This is a genomic window from Dongia soli (genome assembly GCF_034044715.1).
Taxonomy (GTDB): Bacteria; Pseudomonadota; Alphaproteobacteria; order Dongiales; family Dongiaceae; genus Dongia_B; species Dongia_B soli.
Genome location: NZ_JAXCLW010000003.1, coordinates 100,304 through 124,636 on the forward strand (window position 1 = coordinate 100,304; position 24,333 = coordinate 124,636).

A 24,333-nucleotide genomic window follows, 5' to 3' on the forward strand; every position below is an offset into this window, starting at 1 on the left:
CCGTCGGTTTCCTCTCCCTTCTGGCCCCTGGCCTGTCAGTGATCTTGACCATGCCGCCATCCTTCAGCAGTCTCGATCACAGCCATAGCCGTCCCCCGAGCCTGCATGATGCCCTCGATTGACCAGCAACCGACCCTCGCCCTTGATCCAGCGCGCTTGCCGCGTCCAAGCGACATCCGCCAGGCCGAACTTGGCCGTGAGCATCTGGCCGAGAAACTGCGGGCCGAGAATTCGGACGGCGCTGTCAACCAGCTGAAATCGCCCGGTGTCGCAGCCCTGCTTGATGCGATTTTCGGCAATAGTCCCTTCCTTGGGCAATGCATTCTCGCCGAGTCGGCTTTCTTCCTGGAAGTTTTAACCAACCGGCCAGAGGCTGTCTGTAATAAAGTATTGCAAAATCTAAAGGATTCGACTGCTGCCAGCGGCGAAGAGCAGGAATTGATGCGTCTGCTCCGCCGTGCCAAGCGGCAATGCGCCCTGCTCATTGCCGTCGCCGACATCGCCGGCTGGTGGTCACTGGAGGAGGTGACCGGTGCCTTGAGCGATCTTGCCGAGACCGCCTTGCAGGCTGCCATCGGATTCTTGCTGCGGCGCCTGCATGATGGGGGGGAAATCATCCTGCCCAATCTGGTGCATCCCCTAAAGGATTGCGGGCTCATTGTGCTCGCCCTCGGAAAGTTGGGCGCCCGGGAGCTCAATTACAGCTCAGATATCGACCTTATGATTCTGTTCGAGCCCGAAAAGGTCCGATATGAAGGACGCAAAAGCGTTCAGGAATGCTTTGTCCGTCTCGCGCGCAATCTTGTCAGGTTGATGCAGGACGTGACCGAGGACGGCTACGTCTTCCGCACCGATCTGCGGTTGCGACCCGATCCCGGCTCCACACCCCTGGCACTCTCGACCTTGGCGGCAGAAACCTATTACGAGGGCATGGGGCAGAATTGGGAACGGGCGGCCATGATCAAGGCCCGTCTGGTCGCCGGCGACGAAGTTGCAGGCGCCCAGTTCCTCCGCAATCTGCGCCCTTTCATCTGGCGCAAGCATCTCGACTTCGCCGCCATTCAGGACATCCATTCGATCAAACGGCAAATCCACGCAGTTAAAGGGCACCGCGAAGTGGCTGTTGCCGGCCACAATATCAAAGTGGGACGTGGCGGCATCCGCGAGATCGAATTCTTCGCCCAAACCCAGCAATTGATCTGGGGCGGCCGATTGCCGGAATTGCGGGTCCCGGCGACCTGCGCTGCCATCGATATGCTGGTCGCCTTCGACAAGACCAAGCCGGCGGTGGCGGCGGCGTTGAAGGAAGCTTACCGCTATCTGCGTCATGTCGAGCATCGGCTGCAGATGATCGCCGATCAACAGACGCAGACCTTGCCAGAAGCAGGCATGGCGCTTGACCGGCTCGCCTTGTTCTGCGGCCATGGCGATACCGCCGAATTCTCGCGCGTGCTGCTGCATCATCTGGGACAGGTCGAAGATCACTACGCCGAACTGTTCGAGGAATCGCCGTCGCTGGGCGGCAGCGCCGAAGCTGGATCCGGCAATCTCGTCTTCACCGGAACCGAGGACGACCCAGCCACGGTCGAGACGTTACAGCAGATGGGCTTCACTGACGGCGCCGCGGTTTCCGCACTGGTACGCGCCTGGCATCATGGCCGATATCGCTCGACCCGCAGCGCCCGTGCCCGTGAGTTGCTGACTGAATTGATGCCGCAATTGCTGGAAAGCCTGACGAAGACGGCAGATCCCGATACCGCTTTTCGCCGTTTCGATGGCTTTCTCCGGGGATTGCCGGCCGGTGTGCAGCTTTTCTCGCTGCTTTACGCCAACCCCAACCTGCTCGGCCTCATCGCCGATGTCATGGGTTCCGCGCCGTTACTGGCGGAGATGGTCAGCCATTCGCCGGTTCTGCTCGACGGCGTCCTGAGCGCCGGCTTCTTCGAGGCGGTGCCGGACCGTGAGGATCTGCAGCGCGATCTCGCGCGCCAGCTCGCCATGGGCAACGATTTTCAGGACAGCCTCGATATCCTTCGTCGCTGGACCAAGGACCTGCAATTCCAGATCGGCGTGCGCCTGCTGCATAGCGGCGCCTATATCGATGCGGCGGCCAGCGACCTGAGCGATGTCGCCGATACGGCCATTGCGGCATTGCTGCCGCTGGTCACCGAGGAATTCGCGCGCCAGCACGGGGCATTGCCAGGAGAAGGTCTGGCGGTCATCGCACTTGGCAAACTCGGCAGCCGGGAGATGACCATTACCTCCGATCTCGACCTGGTTTTCATCTACGACATACCGGAGGGTGCCGAGGATTGGGACAGCACGTTGTCGGATGGCGCCAAACCGCTGGCACCGATGCAATATTATGCCAGGCTGGCGCAACGCTTCATCAATGCGATGACCGCCATGACCGGCGAGGGCAAGCTTTTTGATGTCGATATGCGCTTGCGGCCCTCCGGCAATTCCGGCCCGATCGCCAGCGGCCTCGGCCCCTTCGAACGCTATCAGAGCGAGGAGGCCTGGACGTGGGAACATATGGCGCTGACTCGCGCCCGGGTGGTCGCCGGCAAACCGGGGATGCAAGCGCGTATCGAAGATACCTTGCGGCGTATTCTGGCCCGGCCGCGCAATCCCGAGAAGCTGCGAACCGATATCGTCGACATGCGCCAGCGTATCCTACAGCAATATCGCGGCGACAATCCCTGGGACCTGAAATACTATCGGGGCGGCCAGGTGGATATCGATTTCGTCGCGCAATATCTCCAATTACGTCACGCGCATGCGCATCCGCAACTCCTGCGGCGCAATCCGATCAGCAGCCTGAAAGCGGCACGCGAGCTCAATTTGCTCGAGGCAGAGATGGCCGACGATCTGATCATCGCCGGCACGCTTTGGAGCCGGTTGCAGCAGATGATCCGCCTGATGGTTGCCGGCCGCATCGACAACACGAAGCTGCCGCCGCCGACCCAGAACCACCTGGCCATGGTTGCCGGTTGCCCCGATTTTCCTGCTCTCCAGGAAGAAATCGAGATGCGCGCACAATCTGCTTTGCGCGCCGTCACCAGTTTGTTATCGGGATAAGAGCAGGACTGGGCTATGATCCAAGCCACGATCCAGCAATGGACGAATGATCGCGTGTCACGAGGGAAATAATATGTCGTTGAGTATCGGCGATAAAGCACCGGCTTTCACCATGAAGACCGATGGTGGCGGTAAGGTTTCGCTTGCCAGCCTGAAAGGCAAAAATGTCGTTCTTTATTTCTATCCAAAGGACGACACCAGCGGCTGCACCGCCGAAGCTTGCGGTTTTCGCGACGATATGCCGAGCTTCGGCAAAATCGATGCGGTCGTGATCGGCGTTTCGCGCGATAGCGTCGAAAGCCACGATAAATTCAAGAAAAAATATGATCTGAATTTTCCCCTTGCCAGCGACGAGACCGGCAAAGTCACCGAAGATTACGGCGTCTGGGTGGAAAAGAGCATGTACGGCAAAAAGTATATGGGAATCGAGCGCGCGACCTTTTTGATCGATGGTAAAGGGATCATTCGCGGCATCTGGCGTAAGGTGAAAGTGAACGGGCATGTCGAGGATGTGCTGAAGGCCATCAAGGCGCTCTGAGGGAGCGTCCCAGGTTAGCTCCCTTGCGGATGGGTCTGGCGGGAGATAGGCGCGAAGGGATCTCTGGCTTTCCACCTTCGCCCGGTTATGATGCCGCCATGAAACTGCGGCACTCGGCAATCGATATTCTGACCACGGCGGATCCAGCGCTTAAAGTCGCCAAGTCGCGCGAGCTCGCTTCTGCTTGGCGCGCCGGCGCTGTCGAGCAAGGTTTCACTCCAGCCCACATGCCCGATCGACCGGCGCGGCCTGAACGACCGGAATTATGCCGACCCGGTGATATGCCGAGGCGCAAGGCCAGCGGCAGCGCCGCGAAACGCATTGCTTTGTTGCATGCCCTGGCGCATATCGAGCTCAATGCCATCGATCTCGCCTGGGATATGGTGGCGCGTTTCGGTAGCGACGACTCGCCCCGCGGTTTTTTTGATGATTGGGTTCGTGTCGGCGATGAGGAAGCACTGCATTTTGCCTTGCTGAGCCAGCGCCTTCAATCGCTCGGCGCCGCCTACGGCGATTTGCCCGCTCATGATGGCTTATGGAGTGCGGCCACCGAGACGGCGCATGATCTTCTGGCCCGGCTCGCCATCGTGCCCCTGGTTCTTGAAGCGCGCGGCCTCGATGTCACGCCGACGATGATCACCGATCTGAAACGCTTCGGTGACAGCGAAAGTGCGGCCATCCTACAGCGCATCTATGACGATGAGATCGGCCATGTGGAGATCGGCAGCCGATGGTTTCACGCCATTGCCGAAAAACGCAATCTTGTACCTGTTGAGGCTTGGCAGGAATTGGTGAAGCGGCATTTCCGCGGCCATCTCAAGAGGCCATTCAACACGGCCGCCCGCGACACCGCGCATCTGCCGGCAGATTTTTATGAACCGATCGCTGGCTGAGCGGCAGCCGAGACGGCAACCGGCTCTCCTGTTCACGATTACTGCACAGTCTCGCCATGCAGCCCCAGATCGAGCCCATCGCGCTCGATCTCCTCGGTCACCCGCAGGCCGATGATCAGATCGACGACCTTCAGAATGACAAAGGTACCGATGGCGGACCACAATACGGTCAGCAGAATACCTTCGACCTGCGTCATCACCTGCGCCACATTGCCCTCGATCAGCCCCACGGGTGCGTTGCCGCCCTTCACGGCTTGGGTTGCGAAGACGCCGGTGAGTATAGCGCCAACGATACCGCCGATGCCGTGCACCCCGAAGGCGTCGAGCGCATCGTCATAGCCAATAAGATTCTTCACACTCGTCGCAGCGAAGAAGCAGATGATACCGGCGCTGATGCCGATGATAAGCGCGCCGATCGGATCGACGAAACCGGAAGCCGGGGTAATGGCGACGAGACCGGCGACCGCACCGGAAATGATGCCGAGCACAGATGGATGCTTTTTCAGTGCCCATTCGACGAACATCCAAGAAAGGCCTGCCGCTGCCGTAGCGATCTGCGTGACCGCCATCGCCATGCCGGCTGTGCCGCCTGACGTCAAAGCCGAGCCCGCATTGAAGCCGAACCAGCCGACCCAAAGCAATCCGGCGCCGGTCACGCTATAGATAAGGTTATGCGGCGGCATTGGCGTCCTGCCATAGCCACGGCGCTTGCCGATGAGGGCCGCCACCAGACCGCCGATACCGGCATTGATATGCACCACCGTGCCGCCGGCAAAATCCAGGACGCCCTTGTTGAACATCAAGCCTGTACCGGCCCAGACCATATGGGCGACCGGCGAATAAACGAGCAGCGACCAGAGCGCGGTAAACAACAGCATGGCGCTGAACTTCATGCGATCGGCAAAAGCACCTGTGATCAAGGCCGGCGTGATGATCGCGAAGGTCATCTGAAAGCACATGAAGACCGATTCGGGGATGGTGCCGGAAAGCGCGCCCACCTCCATGCCCTTGAGGAAGAGGCGGGAAAAATCGCCGATGACAGCATTGCCGCCACTGAAAGCGAGACTGTAGCCAGCGATCATCCAGATTACCGACACCAGGCAGGTAATAGCGAAGGACTGCATGATGACCGAAAGCACGTTCATCTTGCGCACCATCCCGCCATAGAACAAAGCGAGGCCCGGTATCGTCATCATCAGCACCAAGGCTGTTGCGGTCAGCATCCAGGCCGTGTCGCCGCTATTCAATGTGGGTTCCGCCTGCGCCCAGGCGGGCGCGGCAACCAGTGCTGCGCTCCCGGCAAGTTCCAAGACGGCCATCACCCGCAGCGCGGCCCTGCCAACTGAAAAGGCTCGCATTCCCCGAACGCCATTCACCCGCATTCCCGCCTCCTGGATTTTCACTTGCATTGCATCATTACAAAGCAAGCGATATGCCATGCCGAAACCGGCGTTCTGACGGCCCGGCGCAAGGAGAAGGGCCAGAAAGTCGCCTAAATTAAAGGCAATTTCCTGATCACGCCGGTCTTCTGGTTATTTTTTGAGCAATCTGAGGGGAGTTCTCAAGCCTGCTCGTCCTGGCCGCCATGGATCTTGGCAGCCAGGGAAGCCGACAGAAAACGATCGATATCGCCGTCGAGAACGCCCGCCGTATCGCTGGTTTCGACATCCGTCCGCAGGTCCTTGACCATCTGATAGGGCTGCAAGACGTAGGATCGGATCTGATGGCCCCAGCCGATATCGGTCTTGGAGGCTTCGATCGCTTGGGCCACCTCTTCACGCTTGCGCAGTTCCAGCTCGTAGAGCCGGGCGCGCAGCATATCCATCGCCATGGCGCGATTGCGATGCTGCGACCGGTCCACCTGGCAACTTACCACCACGCCGGTCGGCAAGTGGGTAATGCGGATGGCGCTGTCGGTCTTGTTGATGTGCTGACCGCCCGCACCGGAGGCGCGGAAGGTATCGACCTTCAGGTCCTTGTCGAGGATCTCGACCTGGATATTGTCGTCGACCACCGGATAGACCCAGACCGAGGAGAAACTGGTATGGCGGCGCGCGTTGGAATCATAAGGTGAGATCCGCACCAGACGATGCACGCCGGATTCCGATTTCAGCCAGCCGAAAGCGTTGTGCCCTTTGACCTCGATGGTCGCGGATTTCAGGCCGGCTTCTTCACCCGGGCTTTCTTCCAGCCACTCGACCTTATAGCCGTGTTGTTCCGCCCAGCGCGTATACATGCGCATCAGCATCAGTGCCCAGTCCTGCGCCTCGGTGCCGCCGGCCCCAGCGTGAACTTCGAGATAGCAATCGTTCTGATCGGCTTCACCCGACAGGAGGGATTCCAGCTCGCGCTTGGCGACCTCGGCCTTCAGCGTCATGAGCTGCGACTGGGCTTCGTCGATGCTGCCTTCATCGCCTTCCATTTCGCCGAGCTCGGCGAGCGTCAGGGCGTCGTCCAGCTGCCGCTCCATGGCGCGATAGGCACCGATTGCATCGCTGAGATGCGTGCGCTCACGCATCACCTTCTGGGCTTTTTCCGGCTTGTCCCAGATTTGCGGATCTTCCGACAGGGCATTCAATTCGTCGAGACGACGCAGCGCGTTATCCCAGTCAAAGATGCCTCCTCAGCAGGGCCAGGGAAGCACGTATCTCCCCCGCCGCCGCCTCGATCTCAGCGCGCATGGCGAAACCTCAGTCGTGAATAGTCAGATGCGGCGATACATGCGCGAACTCGGCCGATCCGTCAACCCGCAGATCGGCCAGGCCCGCGCGCCAATCGGTCAATATAGGCCGCCGCTGCTGTCGCTTGCTGGCGGGGCGGCTGGGGCAGCAGGTGGAATCGGATTGGGCTGCTGCTGTTGCTGGGTCATTCCGGTTGCCGGTACAGCAGGCTGATCGCTGACGGCCGGCTGCTCGCCCGGCTGGGTGGTATCCGGCTGCGCTGCGCCGGGTTGGGGCGTGCTTGCCGTTTCGTCCTGCGATGCCGAATAGCTGCCGCCCGAATCGATGATCGTGGTTTCGCTATCCGTCGGACCGGCATTGCCGCCCAGCGGAATGATGCTGCCATAGCCGGCATCCTGGCCGTAATTCGAGTTACCCTCGATCACCGCCATCTGTCCCGTCGGCTCGGTACCCGGCTTGAAGGCTTCCAGGATGATCGGGCCTGAATCACCCGGCACCGGCCGTTGGCCGGTCTTGTAGTTCACCCGCACCAGACGCACGCCGGGGGGTACACGGAAAGGTGTCGCCGGCTTATCTTTCAACGCTTGGATCATGAAATCCCGGAAGACCGGCGCCGAGAGCAAGCCGCCCGTTGCCTTGCGGCCCAGAGAACGCGGCTGGTCGAAACCGAGATAGACTCCGGCAGCCAGATCCGGTGAGAAGCCGACGAACCAGACGTCCCGGCCGTCATTGGTCGTACCGGTCTTGCCGGCGATCGGCTTGCCCACCGCCTTGACCAGCGAGCCAGTGCCGCGTTGCACCACGCCTTCCATCATCGAGACCATTTGATAGGCGTTGACGGGATCGAGCACCTGCGGTCGCGTATCGGGAATTTGCGGCGGCGGCTGGTTGTTGTAATTCGCGGCGATGCATCCATCGCAGGGCCGGTCGTCATGACGATAAATCGTCCACCCGTGATTGTCCTGCACCCGGTCGATGAAGGACGGCGTCACCTTCTTGCCGCCATTCACGATCATCGAATAACCGTTGACCATCCGTAGCAAAGTGCTCTCGCCGGCGCCGATTGACATGGCCAGGGTTTGCTGCAGGTTATCCGCGACACCCAAGCGGCCCGCCATCTCCGCCACACGCTTCATGCCCATCGTCTGCGCCAGGCGAATGGTCATCAGATTGCGGGAATGTTCCAGGGCTTCGCGCATGGTCGCCGGACCCAGGAAATCCTTCTCGAAGTTTTCCGGCTTCCACAACGGCAAGCCCGGCCCTTGATCGATCACGATGGGGGCATCGAGAATGATGGTCGAGGGTGTATATCCGGCCTCCAAAGCGGCGAGATAGACGATCGGCTTGAAGGATGAGCCGACCTGCCGCATTGCCTGCGTCGCCCGGTTGAATTCGCTGAGCTCATAAGACCAGCCGCCCGTCAGCGCCAGAACGCGGCCGGTATGCGGATCCATCGCCACGAAAGCCCCGCTGATTTCCGGCACCTGACGCAGCGCATAAATCGCATTTTCCTTCTTCGCCGATGCATTCTCGGACTGTGCGTCCTTGCCTGGTGCGTCCTTGCCTTGCGCGTCGTTCCCCTGCGCGTCGGCAGATTGCGTATCCGGCTTGATCGGCTCGTCGGCTTCCTTGTCTTCCTTGCCGGCTTTCTCGACCGGTTCGACGGCGACGATATCACCGACCTGGAAGACATCCTCGGCCGATTTGATCGCCGGCCCGATATGCCCCTGCCCGGTGCGGTCAACGGTGCGGCGGCGTGCCCAGCTCAAATCACCGGTGGGAATGGTGCCTTGGCTGCCATCGGCGAGGCCGATCTTGGCGCCGCTCTTTTCCACAGACAGCACAATAGCCGGCTGCCAATCATAGAGCCACGGCATCGGCGCCAGATGCGCCATGGATTGCTGCCAGTTATCGGTGGTTTCAAGATGCCGCAGCGGTCCGCGATAGCCTTGCGTCCGGTCGTAATTCACCAACTGCTTGCGCAATGCCCGGTCGGCATCTGCCTGCAGCACCGGATCGACCGAGGTACGAACGCTAAGGCCGCGCTTGTAGAGCCCGTCCTCACCATATTTCGCCAGCAATTCGCGGCGAACTTCCTCGGCGAAATAATCAGCATCGACGCGTTCGGTATTGCCCCTCTGACGCTGGACCAGCTCCTCCGCCTTGGCCGCCTTATCTTCCTCTGCGGTGATGTGGCCGTCCTCAAGCATGCGGTCGATGACCCAATCACGCCGGGCTTTGGCCGCGTCGTGATTGCGCTTGATGCTGTAGTTGTTCGGCGCCTTGGGCAGGGAGGCGAGATAAGCCGCCTCGCCAACCGTCAATTCGTCGAGCGACTTATTGAAATAGTTCAGCGCCGCCGCCGCCACGCCGTAATTGCCGGAGCCGAGATAGATCTGGTTCAGATAGAGCTCGAGAATACGGTCCTTGCTGAAGGCTTTTTCGATGCGCAGCGCCAGGATCGCTTCCTTGACCTTGCGGCCATAGGAGACCTCATTCGACAGCAGAAAGTTCTTCGTCACCTGCTGGGTGATGGTCGAGGCGCCGATCGGCCGGCGATCGCGCCCGTAATTCAGCACGTTGATCCAGGCTGCCTTGATGACGCTGGGAATATCGATGCCGGGATGGCTATAGAAGGATTTATCCTCCGCCGCCAGGAAGGCATTAATGACCCGCTTGGGGATCGCGCCGATCGGCACGAAGACGCGATTCTCCACCGCATATTCCTGCAATAGGCGACCGTCGCCCGCCTGGACCCGGGTCACGAGCGGCGGATCATAACTGGCAAGCTGGTAGTAATCCGGCAGGCCTTCGGAAAAATGCTTGTACACGAACCAGGCAGCGATCGCTCCACAGACGGCGACGACCATCATCAGGCCCAACAGGAAGGAAAGAAGACGCGAAAAGCGCATGACGGATTCGATTCGCCGCTTTGGTTACTGCAATACGGTAGGCGGGTTCAGGCCCGATCTCCCGGTATGTCTGCCGTCCGGTTCATTCGCTTTCGCTCAAGATGCCGACGGGGTCGACCGCCACCGGCAGCCTTATCTAGCTCGATCTTGGCCTTATCCAAGCCATGGGGCAAGATCAAGGCAAATTTATGGTCCGCTTGGTCTTTGAAATGCCGTTTGCGAGCGTCGGGTCTCACCGCCTCACGAGCGCTTAACCAATTCGTGCCAATCGAAAAAATCATCGATGGCGCGCCTGATGGCTTTGGCAAGTTGGGCCTGATGCCCTTTGTTCACCAACAGGGCCTGGTCCTTGATACTGGAGATATAGCCCATTTCCAGCAGGACGGAGGGAACATCCGGCGCCTTGAGAACGGCGAAGCCGGCAGAGCGGTGCGTATGCTCCAGAAGTAAGGTATCTGCCTTCAATTCGCCGACCAGGTCGGTGGCGAAGCGGGACGACAGGTTGATCGTGTCGCGCTGCGCCAAATCGATCAGGATATCGGTCACCATGCCGCTCTGCTTCGACAGGTCGACACCGGCGATGATGTCCGATTTGTTTTCCTGCGCCGCCAAAGCCGCCGCTTCGGAATCGGAGGCCGTCTCGGACAGCGTGTAGACCGAGGCGCCACGCATCAGCGGATCGTTATGGGAATCCGCGTGCAGCGAGATGAAGAGATCTGCGCCATTGTCCCGCGCCACCTTAAAGCGGTCCCGCAGGGGAATATAGACGTCGCTGTCGCGGGTCATCATCACCCGGTAGCGGCCGGTCGACTGCAGTTCCTTTTTCAAGGCTTTGGCGACCGCCAGAGTGATGTTCTTTTCCTTCACGCTGTTGGCGCCAAGAGCGCCTGGATCGACGCCGCCGTGACCCGGATCAATGACGACCAGCGGCTTCAGGACCTTGCTTTTCTTGGCTGCGGTTCTTGTTTTCTCGGCGGTCTTGCCGGTCGTGGCCACCGGATCGCTGGCCGAAGGTTGATCGCCGACCGGCGCCAGGGCATCGGCCGGATCGACGCCTTTCTCTTTATCGCCATCCCTTATGGCGACCGTCATCGCCGGCTTGTCGGTGGTTTTTGCCGCGATCACCGGCCCGGTCTTGCCGCCCTTTACCGCCGAAAGGAAATCCGCTTCGGTCGTGGCCTCCAAATCGATACCGAGGACCGCCGGCTTGCTGCCACTCCCGCCTTCCAGACTCGAGCGGCCGATCCGGGCCGGTTTGGTGAGGTCGAGTACCACCCGCGAGGTGCCAGGCTTGAAAAGGCCGTAGCGCATGCCCGATACCCAGCCGCTGCCCTGCAGTTTCTGGCCACCCCGCACTTTCCAATCGACCTCATCCAGATCGACGACCAGCCGATACGGATTCGCCAGATAAAAAGTGTGGAATTTGACAGCCGAGCTCACTTGCAGCTCGATGCGGGTCACGGTTGAGGTTACCCCAATGCGCGCTTCGGTTACGGCCGGCTTGGCCAGGGCCGCGACGGGTAAAAGCAAAAAGAGGATAGCGAAAAGATGCCGTATCGCTGGCATTTAGCGTCAGCTCCGAAAAGATCGGCTAAATCTAATATGCTAACTCCATGTGAATCAACAGAAAATTTAGATAGACCCAAATGGGCACATGGGTAAAAAGTGTTAACCATTCTGGATTAGCCATTGTGTTTACCCCCCTGTCTCACTATTCTCCGGCTGTAGTCGCGTTTTCGACTCTTCGGGGTAAGCCTGAGAATAACTTGGTTTTCTCCCCAATCGGTTCGCGACAACCGGGCCCCATCGCCCGAGGCAGCAGCGCCGTCGACGACCATCGCGGCGCACCGGTGCATGGGGCTTATCGGCAGGAGATCGACCTGAATGGCCATGAGGATTATCAGGGCCGGTCGATTGACCGCCAACCGTCACAGGCAAGAATGACATACGTCTGGAATTCACTAACCCATACCGCGCCGCCGTCCGCTAGATCAGCGGATGACGCTTGGCGCGCCGAGGAGCTTTTGTCGCATGGCAAAAACAATGCTGATCGATGCCACCCACCCGGAAGAGACTCGCGTCGCCGTGGTGGACGGGCGGAAACTGGAAGAATTTGATGTCGAAGTCGCCACCCGGCGGCCACTCAAAGGAAATATTTATCTAGCCAAAGTCACCCGGGTCGAGCCTTCCCTGCAAGCTGCCTTCGTCGAATATGGCGGCAATCGGCATGGCTTCCTGGCTTTTAGCGAAATCCATCCAGACTATTACCGGATTCCTGTCGCCGACCGCGAAGCGTTGATGCGCGAAGCCGCCGAAGCGCTGGAGGAAGACGACGACGATATCGACGCTTCCCCGGAGGATTCGCATCACCACCATGATGATGACCACCATCATGATGATCATGGCCATGATCATGACGACGATTATGTCCATGATGAAAACCGCCCCGACGAGCATGTCGGCGAACATCCGGCCGATCATCACCCTGGCGATGAACAGAGCGTCATCGTCAGCGAAAGCGGCGAGTTCGTCGCGGCACCGTTAATCGACGAGGCGCCTGGCACATCGGAACCCGCCGGTCAGCCGTCTGACCACCGGAATACCGAGGAAGCGGCTACACCACCGGCCTCGTCGAGCGAACCGGCTGTCATGGCCCTGGAATCGCGGCGTGATGTGCTGCATGGCGACATTATTGTTCCGGCCAATGCCGAGGGCAGCGAGGCCGAAGTCATTCACCCGCCTTCGGCGGCCGAAGAGAATGCAGGTCCGGAAGCTGTCGCCGTTGAAGGCGAGATACTACCGCCGAACCAGGCCGAAATCGTCGAAGTGCCGGTCCGCGAGGATGTGATCGACACGGTGGGCGGTGAAGAGCCGGCCATTCAGGATGATCCCGAGGCGGACGAAGAGCGGGCTCGCCGCCGCCGGCAGCGCAATATGCGCCGCTACAAGATCCAGGAAGTGATCAAACGCCGGCAGATCCTGCTGGTCCAGGTCACCAAGGAAGAGCGCGGCAACAAGGGTGCCGCCCTTACCACCTATCTCTCGCTTGCCGGCCGCTATTGCGTGCTGATGCCGAATACCGATCGTGGTGGCGGCATCTCGCGACGCATCACCAATGCCAATGACCGCAAGCGGCTGAAATCCATCATCGACGATCTCGACGCGCCGGAAGGGATGGCGGTGATCGTCCGCACCGCCGGTAGCGAACGCAGCAAGGCAGAAGTGAAGCGCGATTTCGAATATCTGCTGCGCCTGTGGGATGAGATTCGCGAGGTCACGCTGCGCTCGACAGCACCGGCGCTGATTTATGAGGAAGCCAGCCTGATCAAGCGGTCGATCCGCGATCTCTATACCCGCGATATCGGCGACATAATCGTTGCCGGCGACGAATCCTACCGCGCGGCCAAGAGCTTCATGCGCATGCTGACGCCGAGCCATGCCAAGCGCGTCCAGCTCTATCGCGACAATTCGATCCCGCTGTTCCAGCGCTATCAAATCGAAAGCCAGCTGTCGGCGATCCATCAGCCGGTCGTGCAGTTGAAATCGGGTGGTTACATCGTCATCAACCAGACCGAAGCTCTGGTAGCGATCGACGTCAATTCCGGTCGCGCGACTAAGGAACGCAATATCGAAGAAACCGCCCTGCGGACGAACCAGGAAGCGGCCGAGGAAGTCGCCCGCCAGCTGCGCCTGCGCGATCTTGCGGGTTTGATCGTTATTGACTTCATCGACATGGAAGAAAACCGCAATAATGCCGCGGTCGAACGTCGGTTGAAGGAAAGCCTGAAGAACGATCGGGCACGTATCCAGATTGGCCGGATCAGCTCCTTCGGTCTGCTGGAAATGTCGCGGCAGCGTCTACATCCCAGCCTGGCCGAAGCCAGTACGGAAATTTGCCCCCATTGCGCTGGCACCGGCCGGATCCGCTCGGTGGATTCCACCGCGCTGCATGTCCTGCGCATGGTCGAAGAGGAAATCACCCGCAGCTATTCGCCGGGCGTCAGCGTCTTCGTGCCGGCCGCCGTGGCCCTTTATATCCTCAACCAGAAGCGTGCATCGCTTGCCGAACTGGAGATGCGGCGCGGGGTGCGGATTTATCTGCAATCTGATGACAGCCTGATCCCGCCTGATTATCGCCTTGAACGGATCAAACAGCTGGCGCCGGGCGAGGAAGTGGAACAGCGGCAACTGCCGCCGGCGAAGATCCTGGAAGAGGACATCGATATCGAGGACGAAGCCGATATCGAAGCCGAAGACGAGGAAGCCGAAAGCGAAACCGAGGCGCCCGAGGAAGTTGCTGCCGAAAGCGGCGAAGGCCGTGGCCGCCGCCGCCGGCGCCGCCGCCGCGGTGGCCGTGGCGAACGGTTCCGGGCGGATGAATTCACCGAAGCCAGCGAAAATGCCGCCGCTGCCGCCGAAAATGGCGGCGGCGCAACCCAAGCGCATCGCGACGAGGAAGGAACCGAGATCGACGAAGCGGAAGGCGAATTCGCCGAAGGTGATGGCGAGGAAGACGAGGCGGAAACAAGCGACGCCGCCGCCACTGAAGACGGCCAGCCCCGGCGGCGTCGCCGGCGTGGCAGACGCGGCGGTCGCCGCCGTTCGCGCCGTCAGCAAGACGGACAGGCCGATGCAGCGTCAGAGGAAGATGTATCTCAGGAAGATGCGAACCAGCCAGGCGAACCGACCCTGCATCCGGAACCAGCAGTCGGCTTCGGCGAGCAGCCGGATTTGCCGGATGCCCTGCCGCTGCACTGGCAGCAACACACCCTGACGCCGGTCGCTGCGCGCGACGCCACAATCACCATCGACAGCACGGTGGAAGCCGACGATGCACCCGCCGCTGGACCCAAGGCCGAAACACCGATCGGCACCGGCGAAGGTGAAGCGGTGACAGAAGCGGTTGCTGGCGATGCACCCGCTGCCATTGGCGAGCCTGGACCGGAAACGGCAACGCCGCGTCGGCGCGCCAAGCGCGAAGATGGTGAGCGTGCACCCCGGACCCGAAAGCCGCGTCGAAGCCGCGAAGAAGCGGCCGCGCCGGCAGCATCGGCCGCGCCGGTGGAAGATGTCGCGGCAGCATCCGATGCCGACGTGACCTCCGACATTGCGGTCGCCGCCGAACCGGCTTATGCGCCGCCCTCGCCGCCCAACGTGGAAGCGGCGACCTCTACGGCAAATGTGGGCGCGGTAAATGAGTCGGTTTCGACGTCGATTACGGTGATCGAGATTCCCAGTTCCGGCGATCCGGCCGTCACCGTCCTCGACAAGCCGAGCGACGATAACGGCGAGCCGAAGCGTCGCGGCTGGTGGCGCCGCTTGATGGAATAATGAAACGCAGCTAATGAAGAAAAGCCCGGCCAAAGAGCCGGGCTTTTTGTTATGCCGTCCGCTCGAGCTGTTCGGCCAATCGCGAAAATTCGCTTGCGGTTGCGTGCCGGTTCAAGCAAACGATATCTATCCCGCCCCAATGCTGCTTCAACGCGGCCGCTGTTTCGCTCAGGGGAACCGGGCTTACCGGCGATTCGTTCAGCACAACGCTGGCAACCGATATTTGCCGCATCTTCAGCACAGCGAGCGCCGTCAGCGTGTGGCTGATCGTGCCGAGATAGCTGCCCGCCACCAGGATTGTCGGTAGCTTCAAGCTTGCCATCCAATCAAGCACGGTGCCGCTTTCCGACAACGGCACCATGACCCCGCCAACCCCTTCGACCAGAATATAATCCAGGTCGTTTTCGAGATGCCGGCGGCAAAAAGCCGTGACGGCTTCGGGATCAATGGTCTTTCCTTCCCGCAGCGCCGCCATATCGGGCGACAAAGGTGCCGCGAACCGCCAGGGTGCCAGACGATCGAGATGCGCGTCGTCGACGGGCAGGCCCATCGCCTGGAGCAGCTCGCCGGCATCGCTGGCCGCCGCCTGGCTGCGGTCGAAGCCGCTCATGACCGGCTTCAGCGCCGAGATCCGCTTGCCAGCCTGGCGCCAATGACGCAGCAAGCCGGCACTGACATAGGTCTTGCCGATATCCGTGCCGGTGGCGGTCACAAAAAAACCCCGTTTAAGCGGCTGATTCATAGGAGACTCTTCTAATTACAGCGAGATTTGCTTGGTGGCCTTTGCTTGACAGGAAGTAAGGTCGCCGATAGCGTCCGGCATCCTGTAACCGGCTGCCGTCAGGCAGGCAAGCTGGGATTCCATCGCAGCTAGAGCCGAGCCGCGCGGGGTTGCAATTTCGAGGAGCAGAAGATGACAGTAATCGCCATGAATGGAACCGGTAGCTTGGCTGGGACCATTGCTACGGCCGGCATCAGCGCGGAGCCTCGCCACGACTGGACGCTGGCCGAAGTAGAGGCGCTGTTCTCTCTGCCCTTCAATGATTTGATCTTCCAGGCGCAGACCATTCATCGGGCGCATTTCTCGCCAAATGAGGTCCAGCTCGCGACATTGCTCTCGATCAAGACCGGCGGTTGCCCGGAGGATTGCGCCTATTGTCCGCAGGCAGCGCGCTATTCGACCGGCGTTGAAGCGGAGAAATTGATGGCGCTCGACGCCGTGCTCGCAGAGGCCCAGAAGGCCAAGGCCGCCGGCGCCTCACGCTATTGCATGGGCGCTGCCTGGCGTGAATTGAAAGATCGCGACGTCGATCAGATTGCCGCCATGATCAAAGGCGTTCGCGCACTTGGCATGGAAAGCTGCGTCACGCTCGGCATGTTGACCGGCGATCAGGCGAAGCGGCTGAAGGAAGCCGGCCTCGATTACTATAACCACAACATCGATACCTCGCCGGAGCATTATGGCGAGATCATCACGACGCGACATATGGAAGATCGCCTGGAAACCCTGGGACATGTGCGCGATGCAGGAATCAAAGTCTGCTGCGGCGGTATCGTCGGCATGGGCGAGCAGCAGCGCGATCGTGCCGGCATGCTGGTAACCCTTGCCAATATGCCGACGCATCCCGAATCCGTTCCCATCAACATGCTGGTCCAGGTGCCCGGCACACCGTTGCATGGCAGCGACAAGCTGGATCCGCTTGAATTCGTGCGTACGATCGCCGTCGCGCGAATCCTGATGCCGAAATCGATGGTGCGCTTGTCGGCTGGCCGGGAAACCATGAGCGACGAGATCCAAGCCCTGGCCTTCCTTGCCGGCGCCAATTCCATTTTTGTCGGCACCAAGCTGCTGACCACCGCCAATCCGACCCAGGATCGCGATGCTCAATTGTTTGCCAGGCTCGGCCTGACGGCAATGGAAGTCGAGATCGAGGCGGAAGATGGGCATGACCATGGCCATGGCTGCGGTCATGGTGGCGATCATGCTTGCCATGCCTGATAGCGCCGCTCCACCCACGGCGCCGGACTGGCTGCAAGCCGGTATGGATCACCTGTGGCTGCCCTATACGCAGATGCGCAATCTGCCGACGCCGTTGCCCATCGTCTCAGCCGAAGGCGTTCGCCTGCATCTCCCCGATGGGCGCAGCCTGATCGACGGTATTTCGTCATGGTGGACGGTCTGCCACGGCTATAATCATCCGCATATCCGCAAGGCCGTCGTCGAGCAGATCCAGCATTTGCCGCATGTCATGCTGGGCGGGTTGGTGCATGAGCCGGTTGCCCGCCTGGCAACGCGGCTGACCGCCATGCTGCCTGGCGACCTTGACCATGTCTTCTTCTCGGAATCCGGTTCGGTTTCAGTCGAAGTCGCCATGAAGATGGCCATTCAATACTGGATCAATCGCGGCGTTGCCGGAAGACATCGCTTCGTTTCCTTCCGCTTCGGCTATCACGGCGACACCATGGCTTGCATGTCGATCTGCGACCCGGATGAAGGCATGCATGGCCTGTTCGCGGGCTGTCTACCGGAGCAGATCATCGCGGATGTGCCGCGCAGCACCGAACAGCGCGCAGCCTTCCGTCAATTGCTCAAGCAGCGCCGCGGGGAGATCGCCGCCGTCATCATCGAACCGCTGGTGCAAGGTGCCGGCGGCCTCAAAATGTATGACGCGGAAACACTCGCCTTCATCCGGCAGGCATGCGACGCGCAGGATCATCTGCTGATCCTGGATGAAATCATGACCGGCTTCGGCCGTACCGGGACGATGTTCGCCTGCCAGCAAGCTGATATGGTTCCGGATATCGCCACCTTCTCGAAAGCCTTGACTGGCGGCACCTTGCCCCTTGCCGCGACTGTGGCGACACGCCGTGTTTTCGAGGCCTTTCTTTCCGACAGCCCGTCGACCGCGCTGATGCATGGTCCCACTTATATGGGCAATCCGCTTGCTTGCGCGGCGGCGCACGCCTCACTCGATTTGTTCGAGCGCGAACCGCGTTTGCAGCAGGTCGCCGCCATCGAAACACGCTTGCGTGACGGCCTTTCTGCCTGCCGTGGATTGAACGGTGTTCTCGATGTACGCACCAAAGGCGCCATCGGCGTCGTCGAGCTGGATCGCGCCGGTGAAGCAAACTGGTTGAAGCCTCGTTTGATTGCCGAAGGTGTCTGGGTCCGGCCTTTCGGCAATATCGTCTATCTCATGCCGCCTTTCGTCATCGAGCCAGTCGATCTCGACCGCCTGACCGCCGCCGTTGTCAAAGTGGTGAGCGATTGGTCGCGCGAACGCGCCTGACGAGATGACATCGCCAGTCCTAGATACGCTGCTGACGGCCAAGCTACAGACTTTGGCGCAGGAAAACGGCCTGCGCCGGCTACGCGGTTTTCGCCGCAATGGCCTGCGCTTGACCGATCAGAGCGGCCGCGAACTGATCGACTTTTCCTCCAACGACTATTTGGGATTGGTGCAGCACCCCAGGCTTATCGCCGCGGCGATCGACTGGACCCAGCGTCTCGGGACTGGCGCTGCAGCATCCCGATTGGTGACCGGCACCTATGAAAAATACCGTGAGGTGGAGCAGCGTCTTGCCGCCTTCAAAGGCAGCGAGGCGGCACTCGTTCTGGGCAGCGGCTTTCAGGCGAATGCCACGGTTCTCCCAGCCGTGATCGAGCTGCTGCAGGTGCAAGGTCCGGTCCGGGTCTTCGCCGACCGCCTCAATCATGCGAGCCTGCATCATGGTTTGGCCGCTGCGGGACTGCGCCAAATCCGCTTCCGCCATAACGATCTCAACCATCTGGAAAGCTTGCTCCGAAAGGAAGCAACGGAATCCGGTCCACGGTTGATCGTGACCGAGTCGGTTTTTAGCATGGATGGCGATCGCTGCGACCTCGCCGCTCTGGCCGATCTTGCGGAACGCTACGGCGCCATCACCTATGTGGACGAGGCGCATGCAACCGGCGTGCTGGGACCGCAGGGTCGCGGCCTTACCGCGACCATACCCGGCCGGATCGATATCGTCATGGGCACCCTGGGCAAGGCGCTGGGCGGCTATGGCGCCTATATCGCTGGGTCTCAAACGCTGATCGACTATCTTGTCACCCGGTGCAGCGGCTTTATCTATTCGACGGCCCTGCCGCCTGCCGTCTTTGGCGCTCTCGATGCGGCGCTCGATCTGGTTCCGCAGATGGAGGCAGAACGCGCGCACCTGCATCGTCAGGCGGACCGATTACGCAGCGCCCTCTGTGCGGCGGGCTTGGCAACCGGCCGCTCCGACACACAGATCGTACCGGTCATCCTCGGAGAAGCCGCCGACACGCTCGCGGCTCAGCGGCAATTGGAAGAAGCCGGCTTTCTGGGCATCGCCATCCGCCCACCCACGGTCCCCGCCGGCCAAAGCCGCCTTAGACTCTCCTTGAGCGCGGCGCATCGCGAAGAGGATCTCGACCGATTGATCGCGGCAATTACCAAATTGGGCCGATCGTCATGATCTTGCTGGTTCACGGCTGGGGTTATGATGCCACCATCTGGGACGAGGTGGCGGATCGATTGGCCGGACTGCCGATCCGGCGGATCGATCTCGGTTTCTTCGGCCAGGTGCAAACGGAGTTGCCACGGGAAACCTGTATCGGCGTGGGCCATTCTCTGGGCTTTCTCTGGTTGCTGCGCCAGGCCCTGCCGATCTGCAAAGCGCTTGTCGCCGTGAATGCTTTTTCCCGCTTCACGGAGACGGCCGATTTCCAGCCTGGCGTCGCTCCTCGCCTGCTTACCCGCATGCGCCAGCAATTTGAGCGGCAACCGGCAGCGGTCCTCGATGATTTTTGGCAACGTTGCGGTGCGGCCGGTCCCACGCAACCAGCCGAGACATCTCGATTGTCCGCAGGGTTGAGCTGGTTGCAGGATTGGGACGAACGCGATCGGCTTGCTGCATTCGACGGCCCGCTCAGCGTCATCGCCAGCCAGGCAGATGCGATCGTCTCGCCGGCCATGACCATGCGGGCTTTCGCCGGCGAAGACCTACTCTGGCATGAGAGCGCAGGCCATGCTTTGCCGCGGCAGGATCCAGCCTGGCTTGCCGCGCAACTTCGGCAGATTTGGGATAGTGCCGGTCATGGCTGACATCGCCCGCCCAATCGCCCAGCGTTTTGCCGAGGCATTGCCGACCTACGACCAGGCGGCCGATATCCAACGGCGCAGCGCGGCCGATCTTGTGGCGATCATCGCGACTTTGCCTTTGCCCGATGCGCCTCAGTTGCTGGAGCTCGGTTGCGGTCCGGGCACCCTGACCAGACAGCTACATCGGCAGTTTCCAAAGATGCAAGCCATGATCAGCGACATCGCGCCTGCCGTGGCTGCCGCTTGCCGGGACCGGCTGACGCTTAATCGCATACATGACGCCGCGAATGTCTATCGTTTCGTCGCGATGGATGGCGAGCTGCCGGCCGTTGCCGATAGCAGCTTCGATCTCGTCTGCGCCAACCTCGCCGTACAATGGTTCCGTGATCTGCCCCAGAGCTTGGCACGGCTGACAGCGGCCTTGCGGCCCGGCGGATATCTTGCCGTCACGACGCTGGGCCGCGAAACATTCAAAGAATGGCATGCGGTTCATGCGAAGCTGGGCCTCGTCGCGGCAACGCCGGTTTATCCAACCGTCGAGCGGCTGACCGCAGACTTGTCTGCCGCCACGAGAGTTTATCTCACTCGCGAGGAGTTGCTTGTCAGCCATCATCCGACAGCCCTGGACTTTCTGCAATCATTGCGCCTGATCGGTGCGGATTTTCCCGCGGCCGGTAGCCGACCGCTTTCTCCCGGTGCCTTACGGCGGGTCCTAAAGCAAATGGATGCGAGCGACCGGGTCGCCGTCAGCTACCAGATCGTGACCCTGGTCCTGCAGCGCCTCTGATTATTTCCGCCAGTTTTTCAGACGGCGAACGGCTTCCGCCATGTCTTCGGTCGCGCCGGCGAAGGAGAAACGCAAAAAGTGATGGCCGCGCTGGGGATCGAAATCGACACCCGGCGTCACCGCGATGCCTGCTTCCGCCAGGATACGTTGGGCGAAGGCAACGCTGTCATCGGTCAGGGCGCTGACGTCCGCATAGACATAGAAGGCCCCGTCGGTGGCGATCAGCCGGTCGAATCCGGCTTCCGGTAAACCGTTCAGGAGGATGTCCCGGTTGGCCGCATAACGCCGGACATTTTGCTGAAGCTCCTCATGGGCATCGAAAGCGGCGATTGCTGCATATTGCGACAAGGTCGGCGGCGAGATGAACAGATTTTGCGCCAGGCGCTCGACCGGTTGAACCAATGATGGCGGCAGAACGAGCCAACCCAGCCGCCAGCCCGTCATCGAGAAATATTTCGAAAAGCTGTTGACCACGATGCTTTGATCATCGATCGACGCCATGGTCGCCGCCGGCGCGCCAAAGGTAATGCCGTGATAGATCTCGTCGGAAATCAGCCGCACGCCCTGTGCACGGCAATAGGCGGAGAGATCACCGAGCGTAGCTGCCTGGATGACGGCCCCGACGGGGTTGGATGGGCTGGCGATGATCAGACCGTCGAACGGCGTTCCATGATACTGGCCCAGCGCATCGAGCGTCGGCTGGAATTTGCTGTCCGCCGACATCGGCAGCAGGATGGGATCGATGCCGAGCGTCTTCAGGATGTTGCGATAGCAAGGATAGCCCGGGCTGGCGAGCGCAACCCGGTCGCCCGGGTCGAAACTGGCGAGGAAAGCCAGAAGGAACGCGCCCGAGGAACCGGTCGTGACGACGACGCGTTCCGCCGGTATGTCGGCCTGGTAAAAATCCCTGTAGTGCCTTGAGATTGCGCCGCGCAATTCCGGCACCCCCAGGGCATCGGTATAGCCGATGCGGTTTGACTCGAGGGCTGCGACGGCCGCCGCCCGGACGATCCCCGGTGCCGGGGTCGAGGGTTGGCCCACTTCGAGATGCAGGATGCCCTCGCCGCGCGACGTGCGGAGATTGGCTTCCCGCATCACCTCCATCACGATGAAGGAATCCACCTCGCCACGTCGCGCGATTTTCAGCATGACCCTCTATTACGTCCTTCGATCTGCACTGTCAGATGCTTTGCCCGCGACTCAGTGCTTCGAGTAGAAACTCGCCAGGCCATTGCCGCGATAATCATTGCGCATGACGCAGCTATCCGGTTTGGTCGGCGCACCGCCAGGGCAATAGATGGCGTTGACCCGGCCCAGGCCATTGCGCTGCTCCACCTGGAAGCCCGCGGCGGTCAGGGCCGATACATCCGCACCATCTTCGTAGAAGACCTTATCCGGTTCGCCGTTGTGAAACACCCGTGGCGCCAGGATGGCCTTGTCCAGGGGAACGTCCTGCCCCATGACCCGATGCAAAATCACGGCTTGGGCAATGGCGCCCGGCATACCGCCGCTGGCAGCCGATGCGTAATAGAATTCGCCATTATGCTGGTTGGCGACAATCATCGGGGCCAAGGCACTGAAGCCGGCACCCTGGTCATTCGGTGCCGGCGCCAGAATGATGCCCGTATCACCCGCCAGGCGACCGGCGCCGAACAAGGCATTCATCGTGAACGTACACGCGATTGCCATACCGTTAAGATCGGCGGCGACCGCGTTGACCGACCAGGGGTTTTCCGGCGACCTCTGCGCCGGCGGCACCAGCGCAGAGGCAGCGATGACACGACCCGGCTGATATCCCGACATCAACTCGCTGGTATGGTTGCTCGAGACGAGATCGGCGACCTCGCGTGTCGCCTCCCCCCCAGGCTTCATCCAGTTGCTGCGATCGGCCATCAAGCGCATGCTGGCGCTGGCCAGGAACTGCGTCTCGCTGTCCTTTCCTTTCGGCGCCGATCCCATGACATTCAGCATTTGTGCCGTGGTGACACCGCCCGATGCCGGCGGCTGTGGCAGATAAACGGTCTGATCGCCGAGCGGTACCTGCAGCGGGCTATACATGCTCGCTTTGAAGTCGCGGAGATCATCCACAGTCAGCGGGGCGCCAATCGCTTGTGCGGCATCCACCAGACGTTGCGCCAAGGGCCCGCTATAAAAGGCCCCGGCGCCGCGAGCGCGAATCTGACCGAGAACGGCGCCCAGTTGCGCCTGCCGCAGATTATCAGCCTCGCCCAGCGGCCGGCCTTCCGGTGTAACGAACAGACCGGCCATCTGCGGATCGTCCCGCAGGATCGGTCCCGCCGCAGCGACGTCATTCGCCAGGGCCCGGCTGGCCGGCGTGCCCGCGGTTGCCAGTTTCTCGCCGGGCGCCACCAGCTGAGCCCATTGCAGCTTGCCGAAACCGGCCCAAAGGGCCGCCATGCCACGAACATTGCCGGGCACGGCAACTTTGCCGCCCGCCGCCATGCGCGGCAGGAAATCGATCACCTGGGTGTTCGACTTGTTCTTATCCCCTACCGGCTCATGCGCGATGCAGACGCCACCGCCGCCCAGCGAGGCGGCAGAAGGCATGGTGACAGCCATGGTAAAATACATGGCGACCATCGCATCGGCCGCGTCACCGCCATTTGCCAGAATGTCCCGTCCGACCAGCGCCGCGCGAGGCTCATCCGCCACGACGCCGCCATAGAAATCGGCAACCGAATAGAGATCGCCGGCATAGTTGACCGGTGCCGTATTGCAGGCGGTCAAATTGAGCAAAGCGACAGATACCAGCCCCAAGCCACAATTTCGACGTATTTTGCCGGCCTTGCGGACGGATCCGCCAGCCACCAGCTGGGTCTTGTTCGTCGTGGTCTCGCTGGCGGCCTTGCCGCTGCGGCTCAGCCTATTATGATAACGCGGTAACATCATGCACTCCGCTTGTGGCGCCTCGATCGGTTTGGCGGAGCATAATGAAGGATCCGCAATGTGATCAACAGATCGATCTTCGGCCGGCCTAGAGC

16 protein-coding genes are annotated in these 24,333 nt (G+C 61.0%); 9 read left to right on the forward strand and 7 right to left on the reverse strand.

Annotated elements, in window-relative coordinates:
- The first annotated feature begins 105 nt into the window (after positions 1–105).
- The 3 genes from SMD27_RS12635 to SMD27_RS12645 all read left to right on the forward strand — a co-directional run bounded on the left by SMD27_RS12635 (position 106) and on the right by SMD27_RS12645 (position 4,512).
- Complete coding sequence (locus SMD27_RS12635; protein ID WP_320508763.1) at positions 106–3,081, forward strand: bifunctional [glutamine synthetase] adenylyltransferase/[glutamine synthetase]-adenylyl-L-tyrosine phosphorylase; 2,976 nt, start codon at positions 106–108, stop codon at positions 3,079–3,081.
- Between the two features lie 73 nt (positions 3,082–3,154).
- Positions 3,155–3,619, forward strand: a complete 465-nt coding sequence (bcp, locus tag SMD27_RS12640; protein ID WP_320508764.1) for a thioredoxin-dependent thiol peroxidase — start codon at positions 3,155–3,157, stop codon at positions 3,617–3,619.
- Positions 3,620–3,717: 98 nt separating this feature from the next.
- Complete coding sequence (locus tag SMD27_RS12645; protein ID WP_320508765.1) at positions 3,718–4,512, forward strand: ferritin-like domain-containing protein; 795 nt, start codon at positions 3,718–3,720, stop codon at positions 4,510–4,512.
- Positions 4,513–4,550: 38 nt separating this feature from the next.
- Here SMD27_RS12645 and SMD27_RS12650 read toward each other — a convergent pair whose 3' ends face one another.
- The 4 genes from SMD27_RS12650 to SMD27_RS12665 all read right to left on the reverse strand — a co-directional run bounded on the left by SMD27_RS12650 (position 4,551) and on the right by SMD27_RS12665 (position 11,671).
- A complete protein-coding gene (locus SMD27_RS12650) occupies positions 4,551–5,894 on the reverse strand; it encodes an ammonium transporter (protein ID WP_379990782.1) in 1,344 nt (447 codons plus the stop codon).
- A 179-nt stretch (positions 5,895–6,073) separates the two neighbouring features.
- Positions 6,074–7,193 (reverse strand): peptide chain release factor 2 gene (gene prfB, locus SMD27_RS12655; RefSeq protein WP_320508766.1). Its coding sequence is split into 2 segments (ribosomal slippage): positions 6,074–7,123 and positions 7,125–7,193, totalling 1,119 coding nucleotides; the frame shifts between segments, so codons are not numbered across the junction.
- 98 nt (positions 7,194–7,291) lie between these two features.
- A complete protein-coding gene (locus SMD27_RS12660; RefSeq protein WP_320508767.1) occupies positions 7,292–10,105 on the reverse strand; it encodes a penicillin-binding protein 1A in 2,814 nt (937 codons plus the stop codon).
- Between the two features lie 240 nt (positions 10,106–10,345).
- Positions 10,346–11,671, reverse strand: a complete 1,326-nt coding sequence (locus SMD27_RS12665; protein ID WP_320508768.1) for an N-acetylmuramoyl-L-alanine amidase — start codon at positions 11,669–11,671, stop codon at positions 10,346–10,348.
- A 465-nt stretch (positions 11,672–12,136) separates the two neighbouring features.
- On the opposite strand from SMD27_RS12665, the gene SMD27_RS12670 reads away from it, so the two are divergent.
- Positions 12,137–15,436, forward strand: coding sequence for a ribonuclease E/G (locus tag SMD27_RS12670; RefSeq protein WP_320508769.1), 3,300 nt, complete (start codon positions 12,137–12,139; stop codon positions 15,434–15,436).
- 49 nt (positions 15,437–15,485) lie between these two features.
- Here the strand turns inward: SMD27_RS12670 and bioD are convergent, their stop codons facing one another.
- Entirely contained in the window at positions 15,486–16,178 is a 693-nt protein-coding gene (bioD, locus tag SMD27_RS12675; RefSeq protein ID WP_320508770.1) for a dethiobiotin synthase, read from the reverse strand.
- A gap of 171 nt (positions 16,179–16,349) precedes the next feature.
- On the opposite strand from bioD, the gene bioB reads away from it, so the two are divergent.
- Genes bioB through SMD27_RS12700 form a run of 5 tightly spaced genes read left to right on the forward strand, consistent with a single transcriptional unit; the run spans position 16,350 to position 21,331 of the window.
- On the forward strand, positions 16,350–17,435 hold the full coding sequence (gene bioB / locus SMD27_RS12680) for a biotin synthase BioB (RefSeq protein WP_452094338.1): 1,086 nt from the start codon (positions 16,350–16,352) through the stop codon (positions 17,433–17,435).
- A complete protein-coding gene (locus SMD27_RS12685; RefSeq protein WP_452094337.1) occupies positions 17,383–18,726 on the forward strand; it encodes an adenosylmethionine--8-amino-7-oxononanoate transaminase in 1,344 nt (447 codons plus the stop codon). The genes bioB and SMD27_RS12685 overlap by 53 nt, the downstream gene beginning before the upstream one ends.
- Positions 18,727–18,730: 4 nt before the next feature.
- Positions 18,731–19,918: an aminotransferase class I/II-fold pyridoxal phosphate-dependent enzyme gene (locus SMD27_RS12690; protein WP_320508771.1), complete on the forward strand. Its 1,188-nt coding sequence runs from the start codon at positions 18,731–18,733 to the stop codon at positions 19,916–19,918.
- Positions 19,915–20,547: an alpha/beta fold hydrolase gene (locus SMD27_RS12695; RefSeq protein ID WP_320508772.1), complete on the forward strand. Its 633-nt coding sequence runs from the start codon at positions 19,915–19,917 to the stop codon at positions 20,545–20,547. Before SMD27_RS12690 ends, SMD27_RS12695 begins: the two co-directional genes overlap by 4 nt.
- Positions 20,540–21,331 carry a methyltransferase domain-containing protein gene (locus SMD27_RS12700; RefSeq protein WP_320508773.1) on the forward strand — a complete coding sequence of 264 codons (792 nt, stop codon included), beginning with the start codon at positions 20,540–20,542 and terminating at the stop codon, positions 21,329–21,331. Before SMD27_RS12695 ends, SMD27_RS12700 begins: the two co-directional genes overlap by 8 nt.
- Here the strand turns inward: SMD27_RS12700 and SMD27_RS12705 are convergent, their stop codons facing one another.
- Positions 21,332–22,480 carry a pyridoxal phosphate-dependent aminotransferase gene (locus SMD27_RS12705; RefSeq protein ID WP_320508774.1) on the reverse strand — a complete coding sequence of 383 codons (1,149 nt, stop codon included), beginning with the start codon at positions 22,478–22,480 and terminating at the stop codon, positions 21,332–21,334.
- A gap of 51 nt (positions 22,481–22,531) precedes the next feature.
- On the reverse strand, positions 22,532–24,241 hold the full coding sequence (locus SMD27_RS12710) for a gamma-glutamyltransferase (protein WP_320508775.1): 1,710 nt from the start codon (positions 24,239–24,241) through the stop codon (positions 22,532–22,534).
- Between the last annotated feature and the right edge of the window lie 92 nt (positions 24,242–24,333).

What these genes read in the sequence shown, in the direction of transcription:
- SMD27_RS12650 (WP_379990782.1), bottom strand. Translation starts at nt 5,894, where the DNA reads ATGCGGGTGAATGGCGTTCGGGGAATGCGAGCCTTTTCAGTTGGCAGG.
- SMD27_RS12665 (WP_320508768.1), bottom strand. Translation starts at nt 11,671, where the DNA reads ATGCCAGCGATACGGCATCTTTTCGCTATCCTCTTTTTGCTTTTACCC.
- SMD27_RS12700 (WP_320508773.1), top strand. Translation starts at nt 20,540, where the DNA reads ATGGCTGACATCGCCCGCCCAATCGCCCAGCGTTTTGCCGAGGCATTG.
- SMD27_RS12645 (WP_320508765.1), top strand. Translation starts at nt 3,718, where the DNA reads ATGAAACTGCGGCACTCGGCAATCGATATTCTGACCACGGCGGATCCA.
- SMD27_RS12710 (WP_320508775.1), bottom strand. Translation starts at nt 24,241, where the DNA reads ATGATGTTACCGCGTTATCATAATAGGCTGAGCCGCAGCGGCAAGGCC.
- SMD27_RS12690 (WP_320508771.1), top strand. Translation starts at nt 18,731, where the DNA reads ATGACATCGCCAGTCCTAGATACGCTGCTGACGGCCAAGCTACAGACT.
- SMD27_RS12695 (WP_320508772.1), top strand. Translation starts at nt 19,915, where the DNA reads ATGATCTTGCTGGTTCACGGCTGGGGTTATGATGCCACCATCTGGGAC.
- bioD (WP_320508770.1), bottom strand. Translation starts at nt 16,178, where the DNA reads ATGAATCAGCCGCTTAAACGGGGTTTTTTTGTGACCGCCACCGGCACG.
- SMD27_RS12705 (WP_320508774.1), bottom strand. Translation starts at nt 22,480, where the DNA reads ATGCTGAAAATCGCGCGACGTGGCGAGGTGGATTCCTTCATCGTGATG.
- SMD27_RS12660 (WP_320508767.1), bottom strand. Translation starts at nt 10,105, where the DNA reads ATGCGCTTTTCGCGTCTTCTTTCCTTCCTGTTGGGCCTGATGATGGTC.
- SMD27_RS12635 (WP_320508763.1), top strand. Translation starts at nt 106, where the DNA reads ATGATGCCCTCGATTGACCAGCAACCGACCCTCGCCCTTGATCCAGCG.
- SMD27_RS12685 (WP_452094337.1), top strand. Translation starts at nt 17,383, where the DNA reads ATGACCATGGCCATGGCTGCGGTCATGGTGGCGATCATGCTTGCCATG.
- bioB (WP_452094338.1), top strand. Translation starts at nt 16,350, where the DNA reads ATGACAGTAATCGCCATGAATGGAACCGGTAGCTTGGCTGGGACCATT.
- SMD27_RS12670 (WP_320508769.1), top strand. Translation starts at nt 12,137, where the DNA reads ATGGCAAAAACAATGCTGATCGATGCCACCCACCCGGAAGAGACTCGC.
- bcp (WP_320508764.1), top strand. Translation starts at nt 3,155, where the DNA reads ATGTCGTTGAGTATCGGCGATAAAGCACCGGCTTTCACCATGAAGACC.